The organism is Faecalimonas nexilis (assembly GCF_059731825.1).
Window position 1 is genome coordinate 3,082,517 of sequence record NZ_AP029189.1, and the last position, 17,751, is coordinate 3,100,267.

The 17,751-nt window shown below is 39.6% G+C and carries 12 protein-coding genes; all 12 read right to left on the minus strand.

The window, feature by feature from the left end:
• Positions 1-47: 47 nt before the first annotated feature.
• The 12 genes from glgB to prdA all read right to left on the minus strand — a co-directional run bounded on the left by glgB (position 48) and on the right by prdA (position 17,633).
• Positions 48-1,829: a 1,4-alpha-glucan branching protein GlgB gene (gene glgB / locus AC6I5B_RS15420; protein ID WP_004614903.1), complete on the minus strand. Its 1,782-nt coding sequence runs from the start codon at positions 1,827-1,829 to the stop codon at positions 48-50.
• A gap of 1 nt (position 1,830) precedes the next feature.
• Positions 1,831-2,826: an aldo/keto reductase gene (locus AC6I5B_RS15425; RefSeq protein ID WP_044988346.1), complete on the minus strand. Its 996-nt coding sequence runs from the start codon at positions 2,824-2,826 to the stop codon at positions 1,831-1,833.
• A gap of 5 nt (positions 2,827-2,831) precedes the next feature.
• Entirely contained in the window at positions 2,832-4,115 is a 1,284-nt protein-coding gene (locus tag AC6I5B_RS15430; protein WP_044988322.1) for an L-cysteine desulfidase family protein, read from the minus strand.
• Positions 4,116-4,195: 80 nt separating this feature from the next.
• The gene (locus AC6I5B_RS15435; protein WP_004614906.1) at positions 4,196-7,951 is read right to left on the minus strand and encodes an alpha-L-fucosidase; all 3,756 of its coding nucleotides are present in this window, start codon (positions 7,949-7,951) and stop codon (positions 4,196-4,198) included.
• Positions 7,952-8,204: 253 nt separating this feature from the next.
• Positions 8,205-12,545, minus strand: a complete 4,341-nt coding sequence (locus AC6I5B_RS15440) for an alpha-L-fucosidase (RefSeq protein ID WP_118208271.1) — start codon at positions 12,543-12,545, stop codon at positions 8,205-8,207.
• A 162-nt stretch (positions 12,546-12,707) separates the two neighbouring features.
• Positions 12,708-13,358 (minus strand): YcxB family protein, encoded by a 651-nt coding sequence (locus AC6I5B_RS15445; protein ID WP_071144475.1) that lies wholly within the window; start codon positions 13,356-13,358, stop codon positions 12,708-12,710.
• A gap of 7 nt (positions 13,359-13,365) precedes the next feature.
• Positions 13,366-13,842: a glycine/sarcosine/betaine reductase component B subunit gene (locus AC6I5B_RS15450; RefSeq protein ID WP_071144476.1), complete on the minus strand. Its 477-nt coding sequence runs from the start codon at positions 13,840-13,842 to the stop codon at positions 13,366-13,368.
• 12 nt (positions 13,843-13,854) lie between these two features.
• On the minus strand, positions 13,855-14,622 hold the full coding sequence (gene prdD, locus AC6I5B_RS15455) for a proline reductase cluster protein PrdD (RefSeq protein WP_071144477.1): 768 nt from the start codon (positions 14,620-14,622) through the stop codon (positions 13,855-13,857).
• A gap of 126 nt (positions 14,623-14,748) precedes the next feature.
• Positions 14,749-14,994 carry a proline reductase gene (locus tag AC6I5B_RS15460; protein WP_004613597.1) on the minus strand — a complete coding sequence of 82 codons (246 nt, stop codon included), beginning with the start codon at positions 14,992-14,994 and terminating at the stop codon, positions 14,749-14,751.
• Positions 14,995-15,021: 27 nt separating this feature from the next.
• The gene (locus AC6I5B_RS15465) at positions 15,022-15,474 is read right to left on the minus strand and encodes a glycine/sarcosine/betaine reductase selenoprotein B family protein (RefSeq protein ID WP_022251021.1); all 453 of its coding nucleotides are present in this window, start codon (positions 15,472-15,474) and stop codon (positions 15,022-15,024) included.
• Positions 15,475-15,477: 3 nt separating this feature from the next.
• The gene (locus tag AC6I5B_RS15470) at positions 15,478-15,765 is read right to left on the minus strand and encodes a CBO2463/CBO2479 domain-containing protein (RefSeq protein ID WP_004615227.1); all 288 of its coding nucleotides are present in this window, start codon (positions 15,763-15,765) and stop codon (positions 15,478-15,480) included.
• A 17-nt stretch (positions 15,766-15,782) separates the two neighbouring features.
• Entirely contained in the window at positions 15,783-17,633 is a 1,851-nt protein-coding gene (gene prdA / locus AC6I5B_RS15475; RefSeq protein WP_022251020.1) for a D-proline reductase (dithiol) proprotein PrdA, read from the minus strand.
• Positions 17,634-17,751 lie beyond the last annotated feature (118 nt).

The window sequence follows — 17,751 nt, forward strand, 5'->3', positions numbered from 1 at the left end:
TTATTGTATTACAATTTACTAATAAGTTCTTATAATGTTTATTAATATCAAACCTCTTTTTCACTCCAAAAAAGTCTTCCACTAAATGGTGCCAATACAATCTCTCCGTCCCGAATCACTTCTATTTTCTTCTCTGTACTTCCGCCGTAAATATGCCAGTCACTGTTCATGCATTCCTCAAGTATTCGGTTTTCCGCCTCTTCTATGACACATTCCTGCTCTTCATCTGAAAAATTAAACACTGCCACAAGCGTCTTCTCTCCTTTTCCCCGCTCGTAAGCATACACAGACTGCTCCGTCGCATCATCCACAAGCCAACGAAACATCTCTCTGTCATACTCATCTTTATAAAGCTGTTCCTCCTGACAATACAACTCATTCAACTTCCGAATATAGTGATAAAATCCATCGTGCATCGGAAATTTCAGTAACTCCCAATCCTGCTGCCGCTTTTCATCCCACTCTCGGAACTGTGCAATCTCATTTCCCATGAAATTCAACTTTTTCCCCGGATGGGTCATCATATACAAATAAAATGCACGGCACTGGCTGAATTTATCTTCATAATCTCCCCACATCTTCTGTATAATTGTCGCTTTTCCATGGACAACTTCATCGTGCGACAGTGCAAGAAGATAAAGTTCATTGTAAAAATAATCCATTGAAAATTTTAATTTGTAATAATGCTCCGGTCGTTCTTTTGGCGGAGTTTTAAAATAATTCAACGTATCGTTCATCCAGCCAAGATCCCATTTATAATCGAATCCCAGTCCATCGTATTCTACAGGAGCCGTCACTTTCAAAAACGTTGTCGAATCTTCTGCAATGAGCATCGCAGTCGGATGCAGTTTTTGCAATCCTGCATTCATATTTTTCATAAATGTAAGCGCACAAGGATTCACGCCCCGATCCGGCTCTCCCTGCCAGTAAATCGCACGGCTGATTGCATCCATTCGTATTCCGTCAAAATGATACTCTTTCAGCCAGTAATTTGCGGCAGACTGCAAAAAGCAGCAGACTTCCCGTCTGGAATAATCAAAATTTCTTGTTCCCCACTCACTGTCTGTCACATCACTTTGCACATACTCATACAACTCTGTTCCATCATATTTTGCCAGTCCATAATAATCCGTCGCAAAATGAATCGGAACAAAATCCATAATCACGCCGATTCCCGCCTGATGACATTTATCCACCAGCTCCATCAAATCTCTTGCAGTTCCATAACGTGATGTAGGACTGAAATATCCTGTATTCTGATACCCCCATGAACAGTCTGCCGGATGTTCGCTGAGCGGAAGAAATTCCAGATGTGTATACCCATTCTCTTTCGCATGTGCAATCAATTTATCTGCAATCTCATGATAGCGATACCAGCCATTTTCATCTTTCTCATTTGTTCTCCATGAACCGAGATGCACTTCATAAATATTAAGCGGTCTGTTATAATTTTTGTCTCTGTTTTTCATCCACACTTCATCGTGAAATCTGTATTCCGACAAATCCACAATATAAGAAGCGCTGTTCGGTCGAAGTTCCATACCGAAACCATACGGATCACAATGTTCTACTCTCCACCCTTCTTTCGTATAAATCACATATTTATACATCATCCCGACTTTTGCCCACTCACATTTCAGTTCATAAACTCCGCTTTTTTCAAGCGGAATCATTTCCTCTTCCGTCCATTGATTAAATTCTCCAAACACCGTAACTTTAGACGCCCCCGGTGCGTAAGTCCGAAACATCACTCCGTCTTTTTCTTCATGTGCTCCAAAATATTCATATGCGTCAAATGCCTGACCCTCATAAAATTCCTGAAGTTTCATACTAATTCTCCTTCAATACAATCTCATCTATTTTTTCTAACTCTTCCTTCGTAAACGCTGCACTTTCAAGCACTTTTAAATTCTCCAAAATCTGTTCTGGTTTCGATGCACCAATCAGAACACTTGTCACATCCTCATCTTTTCGCACCCATTTCAGCGCCATCTGTGCAAGACTTTCTCCGCGCTCTTTTGCAATTTCATTCAATTGCTGAATTTTCTGCATCTTCGCTTGCACTGTCTTCTCCTGTAAAAATCTTCCATCGGTACGGATTCTGCTGTCCTGTGGAATCCCATTCAGATAGCGGTCTGTCAGCATTCCCTGTGCCAGCGGGCTAAATGCGATGATTCCTTTTCCCTCTTCTCGCGCTGCCGCTTTCAATCCATTTTCCTCAATCGTACGGTCAAAAATAGAGTATCTGTTTTGATTAATTACAAACGGACAATTCAAATCTTTCAAAATCGCACATGCCTTTTTCATCGTCTCCCCATCGTAATTAGATATTCCCGCATACAAAGCTTTTCCACTCTTAACAGCGGTGTCAAGCGCTCCCATCGACTCTTCAAGCGGCGTCTCAGGATCCATACGGTGATGGTAAAAAATATCGACATACTCAAGCCCCATTCTCTTTAGGCTCTGATCCAGACTTGCCAGCATATATTTGCGGCTTCCAAAGTCGCCATAAGGCCCGTCCCACATCAAATACCCTGCCTTCGTGCTGATGATCATTTCATCTCGATGCGCTTTCATCTCCTTCTTCAAAATACGCCCGAAATTTTTCTCTGCACTTCCCGGTTCCGGTCCGTAATTGTTTGCCAGATCAAAATGTGTGATTCCGTTGTCAAATGCCGTAAAACACATCTGTTTCATCGTTTCAAAATTTCCGGTATCTCCAAAATTATGCCACAGACCGAGCGAAACCTCTGGAAGTTTCAACCCACTCTTACCACATCGATTATAATTCATCGTTTCATATCTGTTTTTCTCTGCCTGATACATCTGAATCACCTGTTTCCCTTTCTCTGTAAAATGTCCAAAATTGTTTTCTCAGTTCCTATCATTCCCGGCGAGGCAATCTCTCCCATATTCCGCATTGTCTCCTCTGGTGTATTTCCGATAATTCCATGCACATCGTCAATATAGACGCCGTCCATCGCAAGCTCCGCCGATTGATATGCCGCATCTACAGCCGCAATCCCTTTCATCGTGCACCCTTGATTTCCGCCATCGCAGATCATTCCCGTAATACTTCCTGCCATATTATTAATCGTATGTTCCATCATCTCTACGGTTCCTCCACGCAGATACACAAGTGCGCAAGCCATTCCGGTCCCCGCCGCAATGGCACAGCCACAAAATGCAGACAGTTTTCCGGAATATTCTTTGATATACATACAGATCAAATAACTCAATGCGGTCGCCCGCAGAAGCTGTTCTTTTGAATATCCATTTACTTTATAGGCTGCATACAGCGGCATCGTCGCAATAATTCCATGCGCTCCCGACCCTGTAATACTCATCGCCGGTTTATCCAAACCAATCACTCTCGCCTCAATCGCCGCATTACAAAGAAGTGACGCTGTCTTTTGTTCCTCTCCAGAAAAAACCATTCCTCCATTTTTTCTTAACAAAGATTTTGCAAATGTCGTTCTTTCACTGGTCATCCCCGCTTCAAACAGCTCCAAATTCACACGATATGCCTCCCATATAAATTCCAGTTCCGACACATCTGCAATATCTGCATACTCGCATAGCTGCCGAAATGTATACCTGTGAATTTGCGGTTTTTCTTCTGCCTCTCCACCTTTTGTTTTCTCTTTTGAGTTAGCAAAACGCACTTCTCCATTTACTACAATTCCAGTAATATTCGTGTGTGTATCTTCAATTGTCACAACTGCCTGATCAAGCTTTGTCTTTACTTCCACTTCTATAAATATTCTACTAGAAATATCCTGAAGTATAACCTGCACTTTTCCCTGTTTCACAAGTTTTTCTGCTCTTTCTGCGTCCTTTTGCTTTACATCTGAAAGCGATTCCAATCCCAATTCTTCATTTCCAGCAATTGCTCCGAGTGCCGCTGCAAACTCGCTCCCAACTTCTCTACTGTTTGGAATTCCACATGTAAATGCATTCTTATACATGCCGCTATTCAACTTCACCGTGACAGATATAACTTCGCCGCTTGTATAACTTCTCGCCTTCGCAGCTGCAAATGCAATCGCCCCCGGTTCTGTCACTCCGAGTGCGGGTCTCATATCTGACCGAATCAGCCTTGTAAGTTCTTCCACAAGACTCCCTCCTTAAATATACATATATGCTTTCTCTTATCATACTACAAAAGGGAGGTTTGCACCTCCCTTTTTTTGAATTATCTTATTTTCTTTTTCATTTGACGAATAACTGCAAATACAGATGCCAATACTGCTGCAAGTAACACAATCGGAGTTGCGGAATCTCCCGTAACCGGTTTGTTTCCACTGCTTGTATTGCTGTTATTACCACCACTGGTATTATTATTTTCAGGTTTTTGTGTCACACTTGTTTTCTCAACAAGTTTATCCGCCGCATCTGCCAATTGATGAATTGCAGCATCTACTTCTTCTTGAGTTGCACTTTCTTTATCCAGCATTGCTTTTGCATTTTTAAGTGCTCCTTCGTAAACCGTCCAACTCTCCTTTGTATAACCTTCCTGTTTGTAATATCCAATACATTCATCGTAGTATTTTTGCAGTTTCGATTTATCAACTGCTGTCGGTAATTTGGCAACTGTTCTTTCTTCCTCAAAACCACAGGCAACACAAGCTCTTCTTTCTAAACCTTCTTCTTTGTCTGTCGCCTCTTTCACTACTTCCCACTGACCAAACTTATGTCCCAAAGCCGGAATCACTGTGCTTTCTTTCACTGTTACACCACACTGTAAGCATACTACTTTCCCTGTAGCTCCATCTTCCGTACAAGTTGGTTCTTTTGCACCTTGAATTTCTGTTTTCTCATGTTCGCATGCTTTGAATACTGCTTCAATTGTAACATCTGTATCAGATTCTACTGTATAACGACTTACCGCGCCAACTGATTTTCCGTTTACAAGCACATCTTTGATAGAATAACCTGCATTTGCTTTTATCGCAAATGTTTTCAATTTCCCTGCCTGCACTTTCATCGTGCCATTTTCATCTAGTTTGCCCGTTACCGGTGTAATCATACCGTTTTCTCCAGCTTTTGTTGTCACTGTAATCATAATCGGCTCTGCTTTTTCATAAAGTGCAATCTCTCTCGCCGTAGGATGTTCTCCTCCTGCCATTGTCTTTGCAGTCAAACGAATCTTATCTGTCTTAATCACTTCTTTGAACACAGCATCCTGAGCCGCTGTTGAATTGCCTTGGTTTTTAAATGTTCCACTGCAGACCTCTTTCCAAACAGTCTTTCCGGCGTCATCTGTTCCTGTTGCCGCCTCAATAATATAATTTCCAACTGTACCAGTATCTCCCGCTTTTGGAATATATGTCAATTTTGCAATCTCTTTTGCTTCTTTCAGCGTCATCTCAACACTGATTCCGTTTGGATGATTTTTCAGTTTTCCAGCATCCCCCCACTGTGCATGCCAAAATGTGTCAAGATTTTCATCAAACGCATTCTCAATGCCCTGTTTATGCTCTGCTGTTTTTTCTTCCGATGTCGCCGTCACTGTCTTGTATACATCTTTTGGAAGTTTTTCTGCTGTCACATCTTCCGGCTGTCTTTCCTGATCTAAAATCGTAATCTTTGCTTTCGATGTAAATCCAAGAATCAGACCTTCATTCTTTGTAGATAATTCTTCTGTAAAGTACTGGTCTCCGGTATCTTTTGTATTCCGTCTCGTAATCACAACAACGTCTTTTTCTTTCTCTCCATCTGCAAATGTTACCGTTGCTGTTCCTTCTGTATCAAAATCATCTTGAATTGCAGTTCCCGGATTAGGCGCTACTGTCACAGTTGCCTCTCCCTTGCTTCCGCCGACACGAACTAATTTCATCTTCATCTCAGAATCTTCTTTCATCGTGTACTCTGCTTTCTCGATTCCTACCATTCCAAGACCGCCATTATTAATTACATATGCACCTTCTATACCAATTGCTTTGTTGTCATTGTTGGTAACTTCCAGTTTCAATGTATGTTCTCCGTCCTCCAAATCATCAGACGTGAAAATAATCTGACCAACCGCTCTCTTAGATGCATTCGTATTAATCTCCACTGCTTTTCCGTCTACTGTCACAGTTGCCTTTCCATGTCCGGAATCTAATGTACCGATAAGATATACTTTTGATCCTTTAAATTTCATTTCAAAAGAAGCACCTTTTTTTGCCCACACATTTGTGCCATTCAAATATTGACTTCCATCTTCCTTTGTCCACCCATTACTGAATGTAAATGCTTCATCTCTTTCATCAATGACCTGCATTCCTTCCGGAGCTGCTGATGGTGACTCAAAATCAGAAGTCGCTTTGTATACTCCTACTTCCGAAATCATCGGCACTTCTTTACTCGTTGTAACTGTAATACGAATTTTATCTGCTTTTACAACGCCTTCTCTGCAAAGTCTCTTTGCACCGATTGTTGTTCCCTGATCAAATACTTTCCAGTCACTTCCTTCATTACTATACTCTACTTTGAACTGTTTAATACGCTGGCCGAACTGAATCGCCTCTTCAATCGATACAACATCAAATGATTTCGTTCCGCCAAGATCTACTACTAGCTGACCTGTTGTCGTATTATCGTTCACAGTCCAATATGTATCATCTTTTCCATCTAATACATTTTCCGGTGAATAAGCCACATCATTACCACGCACTTCTGTTGCTTTTGCAGTTCCATGTGCTGCTAAGTTAGATTTGAACGTTTCTTTGATGTTCTGTCCAAATTCTTTCACTCTCTGTAAGATTGCCTCATCAATCTTTCCCTGTGTATTTGGAGGAATATTCAAAAGCAGCGGCGAGTTATGTCCAACAGAATTGAAATACATTCCCGCAAGATCCTCCACACTCTTTGGCGTATTCTTCGTTGTTCCCCAGAACCAGCCGGAAGTAATACGCGCATCACTTTCCGGAACCGTCCACTGGTTTCCGTCTTCGTAACCAACTGTGTAGGCGCCTACTTTTTTACTGTCAATTGTATTATTATCATAATTTACTTTTGATTTTGACCATGTCTCTTCGTTCGCATATCCGAGCTCATTTCCAATCCATCTTACTGTTGTGTAAGCTTCCGCCCCAAACAGCATACAGTCTGAATCAAATCCTGCTTCTTTTCCTTCATGTTTCTGAATGGTAGCGAACCATTTTTGAAATTCATACTCCTGATATCCGGCTCCGCTTCCTTTTGCACCGTCCATCCACACTTCTTTAAAATGTCCATTATTTCCATATTTTTGATTGCCCAAGATTTCTTCCAGCTGATTGTTATAATATTCATTATAATCTTTTGCATCCCGTTCTTTTACATCAGCCCAAGTTAACCCTTCAATCGGTTCACTTTTTCCATTTACAAGACGAACTAACGCTTTTCCATCTTTATCTTTATAGCCGTAACTGTCATCATGAATATCCCAAGGCGATAAATACAGTCCCATATCGACATCATACTTCGTACATGCCGCTGAAATCTCAGCCAACACATCTCCACCTAAGCCATTATAATTCTTTGATGCATAACTTGTGGACTCCACATCATACTCTGTATGTTTACTATTCCAAATACAGAAACCATCGTGATGTTTTGCTGTAACAATCAATTTTTCAAATCCTGCTTCTTTGATTGCTTCTACAAACGTATCTGCATCAAAATCTTCTTCTAATTTAAAAATCTCATCCGGCTTTTTGTCTCCATATTTTTCCCCCCACTCAATTTCATTGAAGGTATTCGGACCAAAATGGCAAAATGCCGCCAATTCTTGTTTCTGATACTCATACTGATTTGCATTCGGCACTACACTATCTTTTTTCGGCGCCACTGTATGACGATCTGCTAACTGTTCTTTTCCCACTAACGCACTTTCTCCCGCAAACGCCGTCATTGTTTCCGATGGTAAAAATTGTCCTATCATAAGCGCTGCCATCAAAAGACTAACTATTTTTTTCTTTTTCATAACGTTCCCCTTTCTTTTTTCAGAAATTTTAATATCAATATGCTTCTTATTTTATCACTAATACAATATTTGTTGCAATATCTTTGATTTTTATATACTTTTTCATCGTTTTGTATTATAAAATCGTTTCTTTATATGTTTTTAAACAATATTTTTGTTTGTTTTGCACAATTTTTTCTCCGCTCTTCCAAAAAAAGAAGAGCGATACAAGCTCTTCTCTCCGCCTATATCACTCTTCTTTCACAGAAGTATTTTAATCTTCTTTATTTTTCCTTTTTCCTAAAACAGCTAATGAAGATGCCGCTGTTGCCAACCAGAGCATGATTGATGCCGGATCTCCAGTTGTCGGAACTTTACTTTGTGTTGTTGTTCCATTTTGTGTAACTGGTTTCTTATCCACTACCACCTTCTTCAAATTCTGGACTGCCTTTTCCAAATCTGCTTTTGCTTGTTGTATTTCTTTCTGTGTTGCATCTTCTTTTGCCAATACAGCTTTGGCAGTGTTTAAAGCTTCTGCATATTCTTTCCAACTGTCTTTTGTATATTTAGCTTCTTTATAAGATTCCACACACTTATCATAGTATGTTTGCAAGGCAGATTTATCTACTTTTTCTGGTTCTACCGGTTTCTTTTCTACCAGTTTATCCATCGCTGTCTGAAGTGCTGCCTTTGCATCATTTACTTCCTGCTGTGTTGCTTTTTCATTTCCCGCAACTGCTTTTGCAGATTCTAATGCTTTCTTAAATGCTTCTTTTTCTGCTCCATCCTCATAGTTTCCTAAGTCTTTTCCTTCTGCATCTTTAATAACTGCATTTAATTGTGACTTATCTACTTTTTCTGGTTCTACCGGTTTCTTTTCTACCAGTTTGTCCATCGCTGTCTGAAGTGTCGCCTTTGCATCATTTACTTCCTGCTGTGTTGCTTTTTCATTTCCTGCAACTGCTTTTGCAGATTCTAATGCTTTCTTAAATGCTTCTTTTTCTGCTCCATCCTCATAGTTTCCTAAGTCTTTTCCTTCTGCATCTTTAATAACCGCATTTAACTGTGACTTATCTACTTTTTCTGGCGCTGGCTCTGTTTCACTGATTCGTTTAATCTCAAATTTATCAATCTGTGGTCCTTTCCCTGTATCTGGTGCTGTGAAAGAAAGCATTCCCGCTCCATCTTTTTTCACATCCAGTTCAAACGTTGTTGTTTTTACTTGCAATGAATCATTTACGTTTGTATTAGCTACAGCTGTTTGTCCTGCTACAACATTTCCATCTTTTTCTGCCCACGCAAGTTTATTTGTATCCGAACCACTTCTATAAGTTAATTTCACTTCATACTTACCTGCTTTTGCTGTGTAAGCATATTTAATATAGTCTTTATAAGCTAGACAATTTACATATTTACCATTGCTTGCCCAAGTTTCTTTTGCAATTTCAAGTGGCCAACTAGGATCTGAATCTGCATCCGTACTATTCACTAATTCTGTCGCATGCTCCGCCTCTAACGTCTTCACTTCATCTTTCTTTGTCGGGAACTCAAACGGATTCTTTTCTGTATATTTGAAGTCTTCTGCCACAAATGTAGCTTCAATCTTCACATCTGCCGCTACATTTTTCACTGTATAAGTTGTAACAGCTCCCACTGAAACTCCATTCACTTTTACATCCGCAACACGATAGCCTTCATTTGGCGTAATTGTAAATGTTGCATCCATTCCAGCTTCTACTTTATCTGGTCCTGTGATAGAACCATTTGTTCCTGCTGTTTTTGTCACATTATACTCAACTGTCTGTACTTCTTTTGCTACAATGTCAAACTTGTCAAGCTGTGGTGCATTATGTCCTTCTGCCCCTACGAAAGTCAACACACCTTCTCCAGGTGTAAGCACTTTCATTTCAAATGCCTTCTCATGATAAGCAGCCGCCTGATCGCTTGCACCTGCAGTAACATTCCCAGCTTCCACTTTACCATTTTCTTCTGTCCATTTGAATCCATTCTGTTCATCACCACTTCTATAACGTACTGTCACTGTATAAGTTCCAGCTTTTGGTGCGTTATAGTATAATTTAGCCTGATCGTTAGAATTCAAACAATTCAAGAACTTACCATTGCTAGCTGTCTGTTCTTCTGTTACTTGCAACGGCCAATTATTATCTCCCTCAGTATTGTTTGTGAGCTGCATCAATTCTGCTTCTAAAGTTGCTGATGCATCTTTCTTACTTGGGAACTGGAATCTGTTATTCTCGTCATAATTGCCTTTATCTTCTGTTTTCCCATCACGAATCACTACTCTTGCCGGTGTATTAAATCCTGTAATACATCCTTGAGATGGACTGTTTAATTCTACTGTAAACGCCAAATTATCTACATTTACCGTCTTAATCTGAACTTCAAATTTCTTTTCTGTCTCACCCTCCGCAAAAGTAAGCGTTCCCTTTGCATCTGCATTAAAGTGATCTTGAATTGCACTTCCTGGATTCACTGCATAATTTACAGTTGCTGTTCCTTTAGAGCCACCAAGACGCTTCACCGTGAATTCTGCCATAGACTCTTCATTCACTTCAAACGAAGTTGCTGACAAATCAAACATTCCTTTTCCTTCATTGTCTAATACAAGAGCTGCATCAAGTCCTGTTGCCTTATTTTTCGGAACAATTCTCAATGTATGCTCCCCATCTGACAGCGTGTCTGATTCAAAAATTCTTTGCTGTAACTTTCTTGTATCACCGTGAGTATCAATAGTTTTCACCAATTGATTATCGATATAGACATCCGCTGTACCATGATTTGGATCTATTGTTCCAAGAAGCCATATTTTTGTTCCCTTGAATTTAACGGTTGCTTCCACTCCCGATCCAGGATTTGCCCAGCGTCCTGTTCCTCCTGTGTATGCATCTCCAGAATCATTGCCCCAACTTCCTTTAAATTCAAATTTGCTATCTGTATCCTCTATAACACCAAGACCTTCCGGGATTCCATTTCCAAGTGCAAAATCTGCCGCCGCACGGTATACACCAACTTCGCTGATGATTGGCGCTTTATGCTCTGCTTTTTCAGAAGTCTTAACTGTAATCCGAATCTTATCTGCTTTTACTGGGTTCTTTCTACAAAGTCTTTTAGCTCCAACCGTCTTTCCTTTGTCAAAGAGCTTCCATCCTTCTGACCCATTTTTATACTCCACTTTAAATTCACTAATTCTTTGGCCAAATTGAATCGCCTCTTCAATTGATACAACATCAAACTGCTTTGTTTCGCCTAAATTCACTTCTAACGTTGCCTCTGTTGCTGCCGTTTTATCATCTGTCGTCCAATATGTCTCTTGATTGCCATCCAAAACTTTATTTGGCGAATATGCTTTATCATTTCCACGCACTTCGCTTGCTGTGCAGGTTACTTTTTCTCCTTTTGCAAGATTTGTAGAAAATGTTTCTTTTACTGCACTTCCAAATTCTTTCACTCGATTAAGAATTGCATCATCTACCGTTCCCTTATTGTTCGGTGGAATATTCAAAAGAAGCGGTGCATTATGACCAACAGAATTAAAGTACATATTCGACAACTGCTCCATGCTCTTCGGCAAATGTTTTCCATTGCCCCAGAACCAACCAGATGTAATACGAGCATCTACTTCCGGAACAGTCCATTTGTTTCCTTCCGCATATCCATTGGAATAATGGTCTGTCGGGTCACCTTTAAAATCATCCGCTTTTTGGCTAGGATCATTTTTAATCTTATTATCCTCTGTCAATATAGATTTTGACCATGTCTCATCTGCCGCCGCACCATCTTCATTTCCAATCCAACGAACTGTTGCATATGGACCTGCACCAAAAATCATACATTCCCCATCTTGCCCTTCATATTCTTGAATTGTATCATACCACTGTTTAATATTATAATCCTGCGGGTCTGCTCCTCCACCTTTTGCTCCATCCATCCAAATTTCTACAAATTTTCCTTTATTTCCGTACTTATCATTACTCAAAATTTCTTTCAACTGGTTGTTATAAAATTCATTGTAATCTCCAGGAGAATTGTTTCCATAAGATGGTTCATGAATATCCCACGGCGAAAGATAAAGTCCCATATCTAAATCCGCATCAGAGCAGGCTTTGGAAATTTCAGCAAGAATATCACCTCCCATGCCATCATAATTTTTCTTAGCATAGTCTGTCGATCCTACATCATATGTAGTATAATCACTGTTCCATAGACAGAAACCATCATGATGTTTTGCTGTAATAATTAACTTTTTAAAGCCCGCATCTTTAATTGTTTTAACTAATGTCTCCGCATCAAAATTTTCTTTCAGAGTAAAAAGTTGATTTGGATCTGTATTCCCATAATTATCTCCCCACTCTTTTCCTGTGAAAGTGTTTGGACCAAAATGACAAAACGCTGCCAATTCATCCTTTTGATACTTATATTGATTTTTATTCGGAACCGCTTTGTCTTTTTCCGGAGCCGCTGTTTTTTTATCCGTTAATTGCTCCTCTCCTACCATTGTTTTTTCTTCTGCCGAAACAATCATTGTTCCAAGCGGAAATGTCTGTCCAAGCATTGCACCAGCAAGTAAAAAACTAAGTATTTTTTTCCTTTTCATAATCTTTCTCCTTTTCCTTTTTAGAAAATTGTATATAACATTTCTATATCATAACACATTTGTATACAACAAACAACCTTTTGGAATTTTTAAATATTTTTTTATGCTTTATGCACTGTTTTCCTCTCATTTTTTCAGCATTTTTCATAAAATAAAAAGGAGCTATCGCTCCGTAGATGAATTTTCATCCACAGAGCCGATGCTCCCTTTTTTCTTTTTCTCTAGTTTTAAATCGTGTTCCTTTTCTTTTGCCTTCATATTTTCTCTTATGATTGCAAATTTATTTTTCATTTTAAACGGAACATACATCATTTTCTTTCCTGTTTTTTCTTTGATAAATTTCTCAAATTCTTCTTGCTTGCCTTCCACAAAACTTTTTCTTGGAAGCGGATACAAATCATCCCCCTCTATTCCAATATAATAATTTTTCTCATCCATATACAAAGCAGCAACTTCTTTATAACTTTTCGAAAACCCTTTTGAATCTCCACTATTTTTGATTCTGATCTCTCCATCAAAAAAACTAGTATCTACTTCCCAGTCATTTTGATAAATTTTATCATTTTTCTTTAATTGCATAACACCGATGCGATCCCTTGTACAAGCAAGCACACAGAACACAGCTCCAAACACCAAACACAGCCACATTGCCAATGAACCTTGTTTCATACCAGTTCCAATAATCAAAAACCCTACTCCGATGATTCCCAGACGCGCCGTAGCCTTTGGATGATTTACACGAAAAGAAAATTTTACAAAATCTTTTAAAAGTTCTTTTGTATGTTTCGTTTTTACTCTATATCTTATTGACATCTCTTATCTATTCTTTCTGCTCTTTTTGACGTATCTTTAATTTTAATTTTGCAAGTGCTAGTTTACAATCACGTTCTGTCATATTATTCTCACCTACAACATTCGTCTCCTCACCACTCGCACTTTTATTCATATCAACAACTCCATCTAAATAATCATTTACAACTACAAATTGTGCTACTGTACCATTAAATGTAATCCCTGTAACTGGAATTCCTCTTGACCCAATCTGTTCCATTGTATTTGTATAATCTACATGACTGTTTCCCCAACCATCACAGGAAAGAATTACACCGTCAGCTCTCATACACTCTGCCCATACAGCTGCTCTCGTTCCGACAAGCATTTTATCTTCATTTCCATCTGGCGAACCAACCAACATTACTCCCATTAAATCTACATCTGTATCTTTTGAAACAACATCTAACAACGGATCTCTAAAATGATGCAATGATGTTTCTTTTGTCGAAGGACCAATTCCCATAGTGCACACCTCCTACTGCATAGATCGGATAATACCATCTCGATATTCATTCGGTGTCAAAATCACCGGCATATTACCCATATCTATAATTGATTTACCACCTTCTACACCTGAAGGCTCTTTTGCAAATAAATGTGTATCATACATTGCGCCTTGTCCGGCCACCTGCTTAATAATAAGCACTCGTTTTTTACCAGGTCTTACGATATCATGATATTCATGACGTTCCGTACACAAATTCCCCTTAAATTTTTTTAGTTGATCCCGATAACTCTGAATAAATTTGTCACATGCTCTATGTGCAGCTGTCGGTCCTGGTCTTTCCTGCCCCATTCCCGCAGCCAGCGTTACATCAAACGATATAATCACATCCTCATCTCCAGGTGTCCCCGCTCGATTCAAATACAACATATCTTTCAGATTACCTTCAGAAGAACCAAATTCATGTGTCTGTTTCCCGTTAACATCCACACCAGTTAAAATGACATAAACTCCTGTAATCGTATGGGTAATTCCTTCGCCAATCTTTCCAAGCACTTTTGTAGAAATCGGTATAATATCCATCATCGTATTCGTCCAACGATCATGTTCTCCCGGTTTAATAATCTGGATATCAATTTTTTCAATCAATGGCTCTGACCCAACTAGCTCTTCTATCATCTCTTTGCTGACAGTCATTTTACCATCTGTTGTAATATGATTATGCTCTCCCCAATCCACTTCATTCATGTGGTATGCTTTAATTACCAAACGACGTAAATCCTTTTCTTTCTCTGCCATCTTTCACACCTCCCAGTCAGTTATCTAGTACCATTATACCGTACTATCTTTCTTTTTCCAACTGTTTTACTCTCTGTTTAGAAAAAGGACAGATGTAAAAACATCCGCCCTTCATCTACTAATAAATTAAACTTTGGCTACATATTCAAATGGCAATGGAACAATCTTTCCAGGTGTCTGGATTTCTACTAATTGTTCTAATGTTGCTTTTACAATAGCTGTCTGTTGTTCCACATTGTTAGGAGCACCAGCATTAGCACCCATAGGTACCAACGGAGCTACCGCACGTGGTGTACCAGTTTGACGTACAACTGGTGGAAGAGCTGCAATAATAATTGTAGGAATTCCAGCTTCTTCAATCGCTCTCTGCACCAATACTGCAGAGCGGTGGCAAGTACCTCAGCCAGCGGTGAGGACAACTGCATCTACGCCCTCTTCTTTGAACATCTGAGCAATAGCCGGACCAGTCTCATGTTTAAATTTCTCCTGGTTTCCACCACCACCCATGAAACCTGCGTGTACAGGTGCACAAGCTTTGATAAATCCTTCTTTTGCTAATTCGTGAATTCTATCAATTGGGAACATACAGTTGATGTCTTTATTAACATCACCATTGTCATATCCACCATGAGAAACCATTAATTCACTTGATTTCATCTGGTCAGTAATTTTTCTCCAAGTAAAGTCACCTGCAAGGTTAAATCTCTTGTCTTCTTTGTGGTGTACACCAGCTGCTGTAGCAAGAGCAATTGTCATGTCTTTTAACTCTTTTGTTACAGGAGTCCATACCATCGGCGGAGTAATCGGAACGAAAATTTCTGATTGCATTCCTTTAACAGTTGTTAAACTCATTTCTTATACCTCCTTGTTATTCTCTTCATTTTTGGCACGCATTTCTTCCTGGCGCCTATTGTAGACATCTAGGTTACTGACATATTTATCATTGGCTTCCGGACCAAGCTGCTCTATAAAACTCATGTTCCATGCAACTTCCTGTCCTACCACAAGCGGATAGTCCGTAATCAGCATTCTCATCGGAATCTTCAAGTATCCAAGACGACCTTTTAAGTCTATTGCAACACAGCCGTCATGAACTTCCACAATTACGCCTTCCATCTTAATTATCTTATCGCCATATTTCATAATTCGTCACCTAGCTTTTAGTCGTATTTTTCTTTTCTCTTTTCACTCATTGGTAATGACTGTTCATTAGCAACTAACTCGATTGGTTTTCCAGTTACGTTAGAGATTAATTCTACGTTTGTAGATTTTACGTTTGGATTCCATTTCTTTTCAGCTTTCTTAACTTCTGTTCCAGCCATAGCATCTTTTAACATTGCAAGAGCTCTGATAGCATCTTCATGGCAAAGTGTGTTACATGCAAGAACTTCGTTTTCGATACCTGATTCAGATTTGTTGTTATCTACCATGTGAGTCATGTATTTGTTACCAACAACAAGTGCTCCCTGAACTGCACAGAATGACATACCAACTACAGGAACGCCTCTCATACCGATTTGTTCATGGTGGCTTGCAAAGTCAATGTGGTTGTTTCCGAAACCTTCTGTTGTAACGAAAGCTCCATCTACGTCTAATGCTTCTACCATCATACCAACACGTTTTGATACATAGAATTTTTCTGCATTGATCTGAGGAGAACCAACAAAGATAACTCCACAAAGGTCAACTTCTTCATCATGAAGTACTTCAAGAACAAGTGGCTCTCTCCAGTAATGTCTTGACATTTCTTTAGAAGCTGGTCCGATACATGTTAATGCATGGATACATCCGTCTAATACTTCCAATGGAGATACCATAACCGGAACGTTTCCTAAGTCAACGTTTGGTTTTCCGCCAAGAATACCAACTGGCTCAACCGGCAGGATTAAGTTGTCGTGCATAGCACCTTGTCCCATGATTTCTTTTACGATAACAACTTTTTTCTTTCCTGGTCTTCTTACTTGCTGGAATTCTTCTGTATCTACGATAAGAGATTCATCAAGTTTCTTCAATGCTTCTCTGATTTCCTGAGTGATCACATCTGTTGCTGTATGAGCAGCTAACGGACCTGGTCTTTCCATGTTTGTTCCTTCTTTGATAACCACTTCAGTTTTAATGAAGATTTCACCTTTTTCAGGTGCACCCGGACGTCCCCACATAATGTTTTCGTCTAAGTATCCTTCTGAAGAACCAAACTCACCAATCTGAACACCATTTGCATCTGTACCTGTTACCATCATAACAACGCCGTCAAGCACTCTTGTAGCACCTGAACCGATTTCATCATCGCCGTCTTTTGTAGCGATTGGCTGAACATCCATGATTGTTTCTGAATATGTGTGGTACTGTTCTGGTGTAATAATATCAATCTTTAAGCTGTTAACAAGTTCCTGTGAAGCTACTGCTTCTTCTTCAATTCCTTCACGGATGTAAAGAGTTGTTCCCTCGATCTTTGTCTCTGGTCCTCTCTTAACTTCTGTGATGTTGAAGTGTTTTCTTGTAAGTGTTCTAACAACTTTTACTTCTTCATTGTTTGCTGCTGCCGGAGCTGCTTCAACTGCTGCTACAGCTTCTGCTGGTACTTCTACTGCCTGAGCTGCACCTGTACCGATTCCCATTGGTAACTCGATATCGATATCTTTACCTTCTCCAATATGAATCTTTAATGTTCCACCTGATACTGTTGTTGTAGCTGTTGCTGGAACTGCTGCTACTGGAGCTGCTGTTTCTTCCACAACTTCCTCTGCTGGTGCTGCCTCTACCTGCACAGCATCGATAACATCAGCTGTAACCGGTGTAAGAGAATCACAAGTTTTTGTAAGTTTTGCACCTAAGATCTGTTCGATAGTTAAGCAACCATCTAAATTTAATAGCCCTGAATCCACCAAATCATCAAAAATTGTTGGATCTTCTAAGTTTTCTGGGCCAATTGTAATACCTGCTTCTGCTCTACAGCATAATACTGCAGGATCCTTTGCATGTTCTTTACATGTTTCGGCTGTAATTGACATAATTTCTTACCTCCTTATTTTGTTTGTCCTCGGGTTTCCCCAGTGTATATATCCCAATCACTCTTCCGTCTCCGCAAAGATGATTCATCTAAGTTCTGGAAAATCGGGGGTTTTCCAC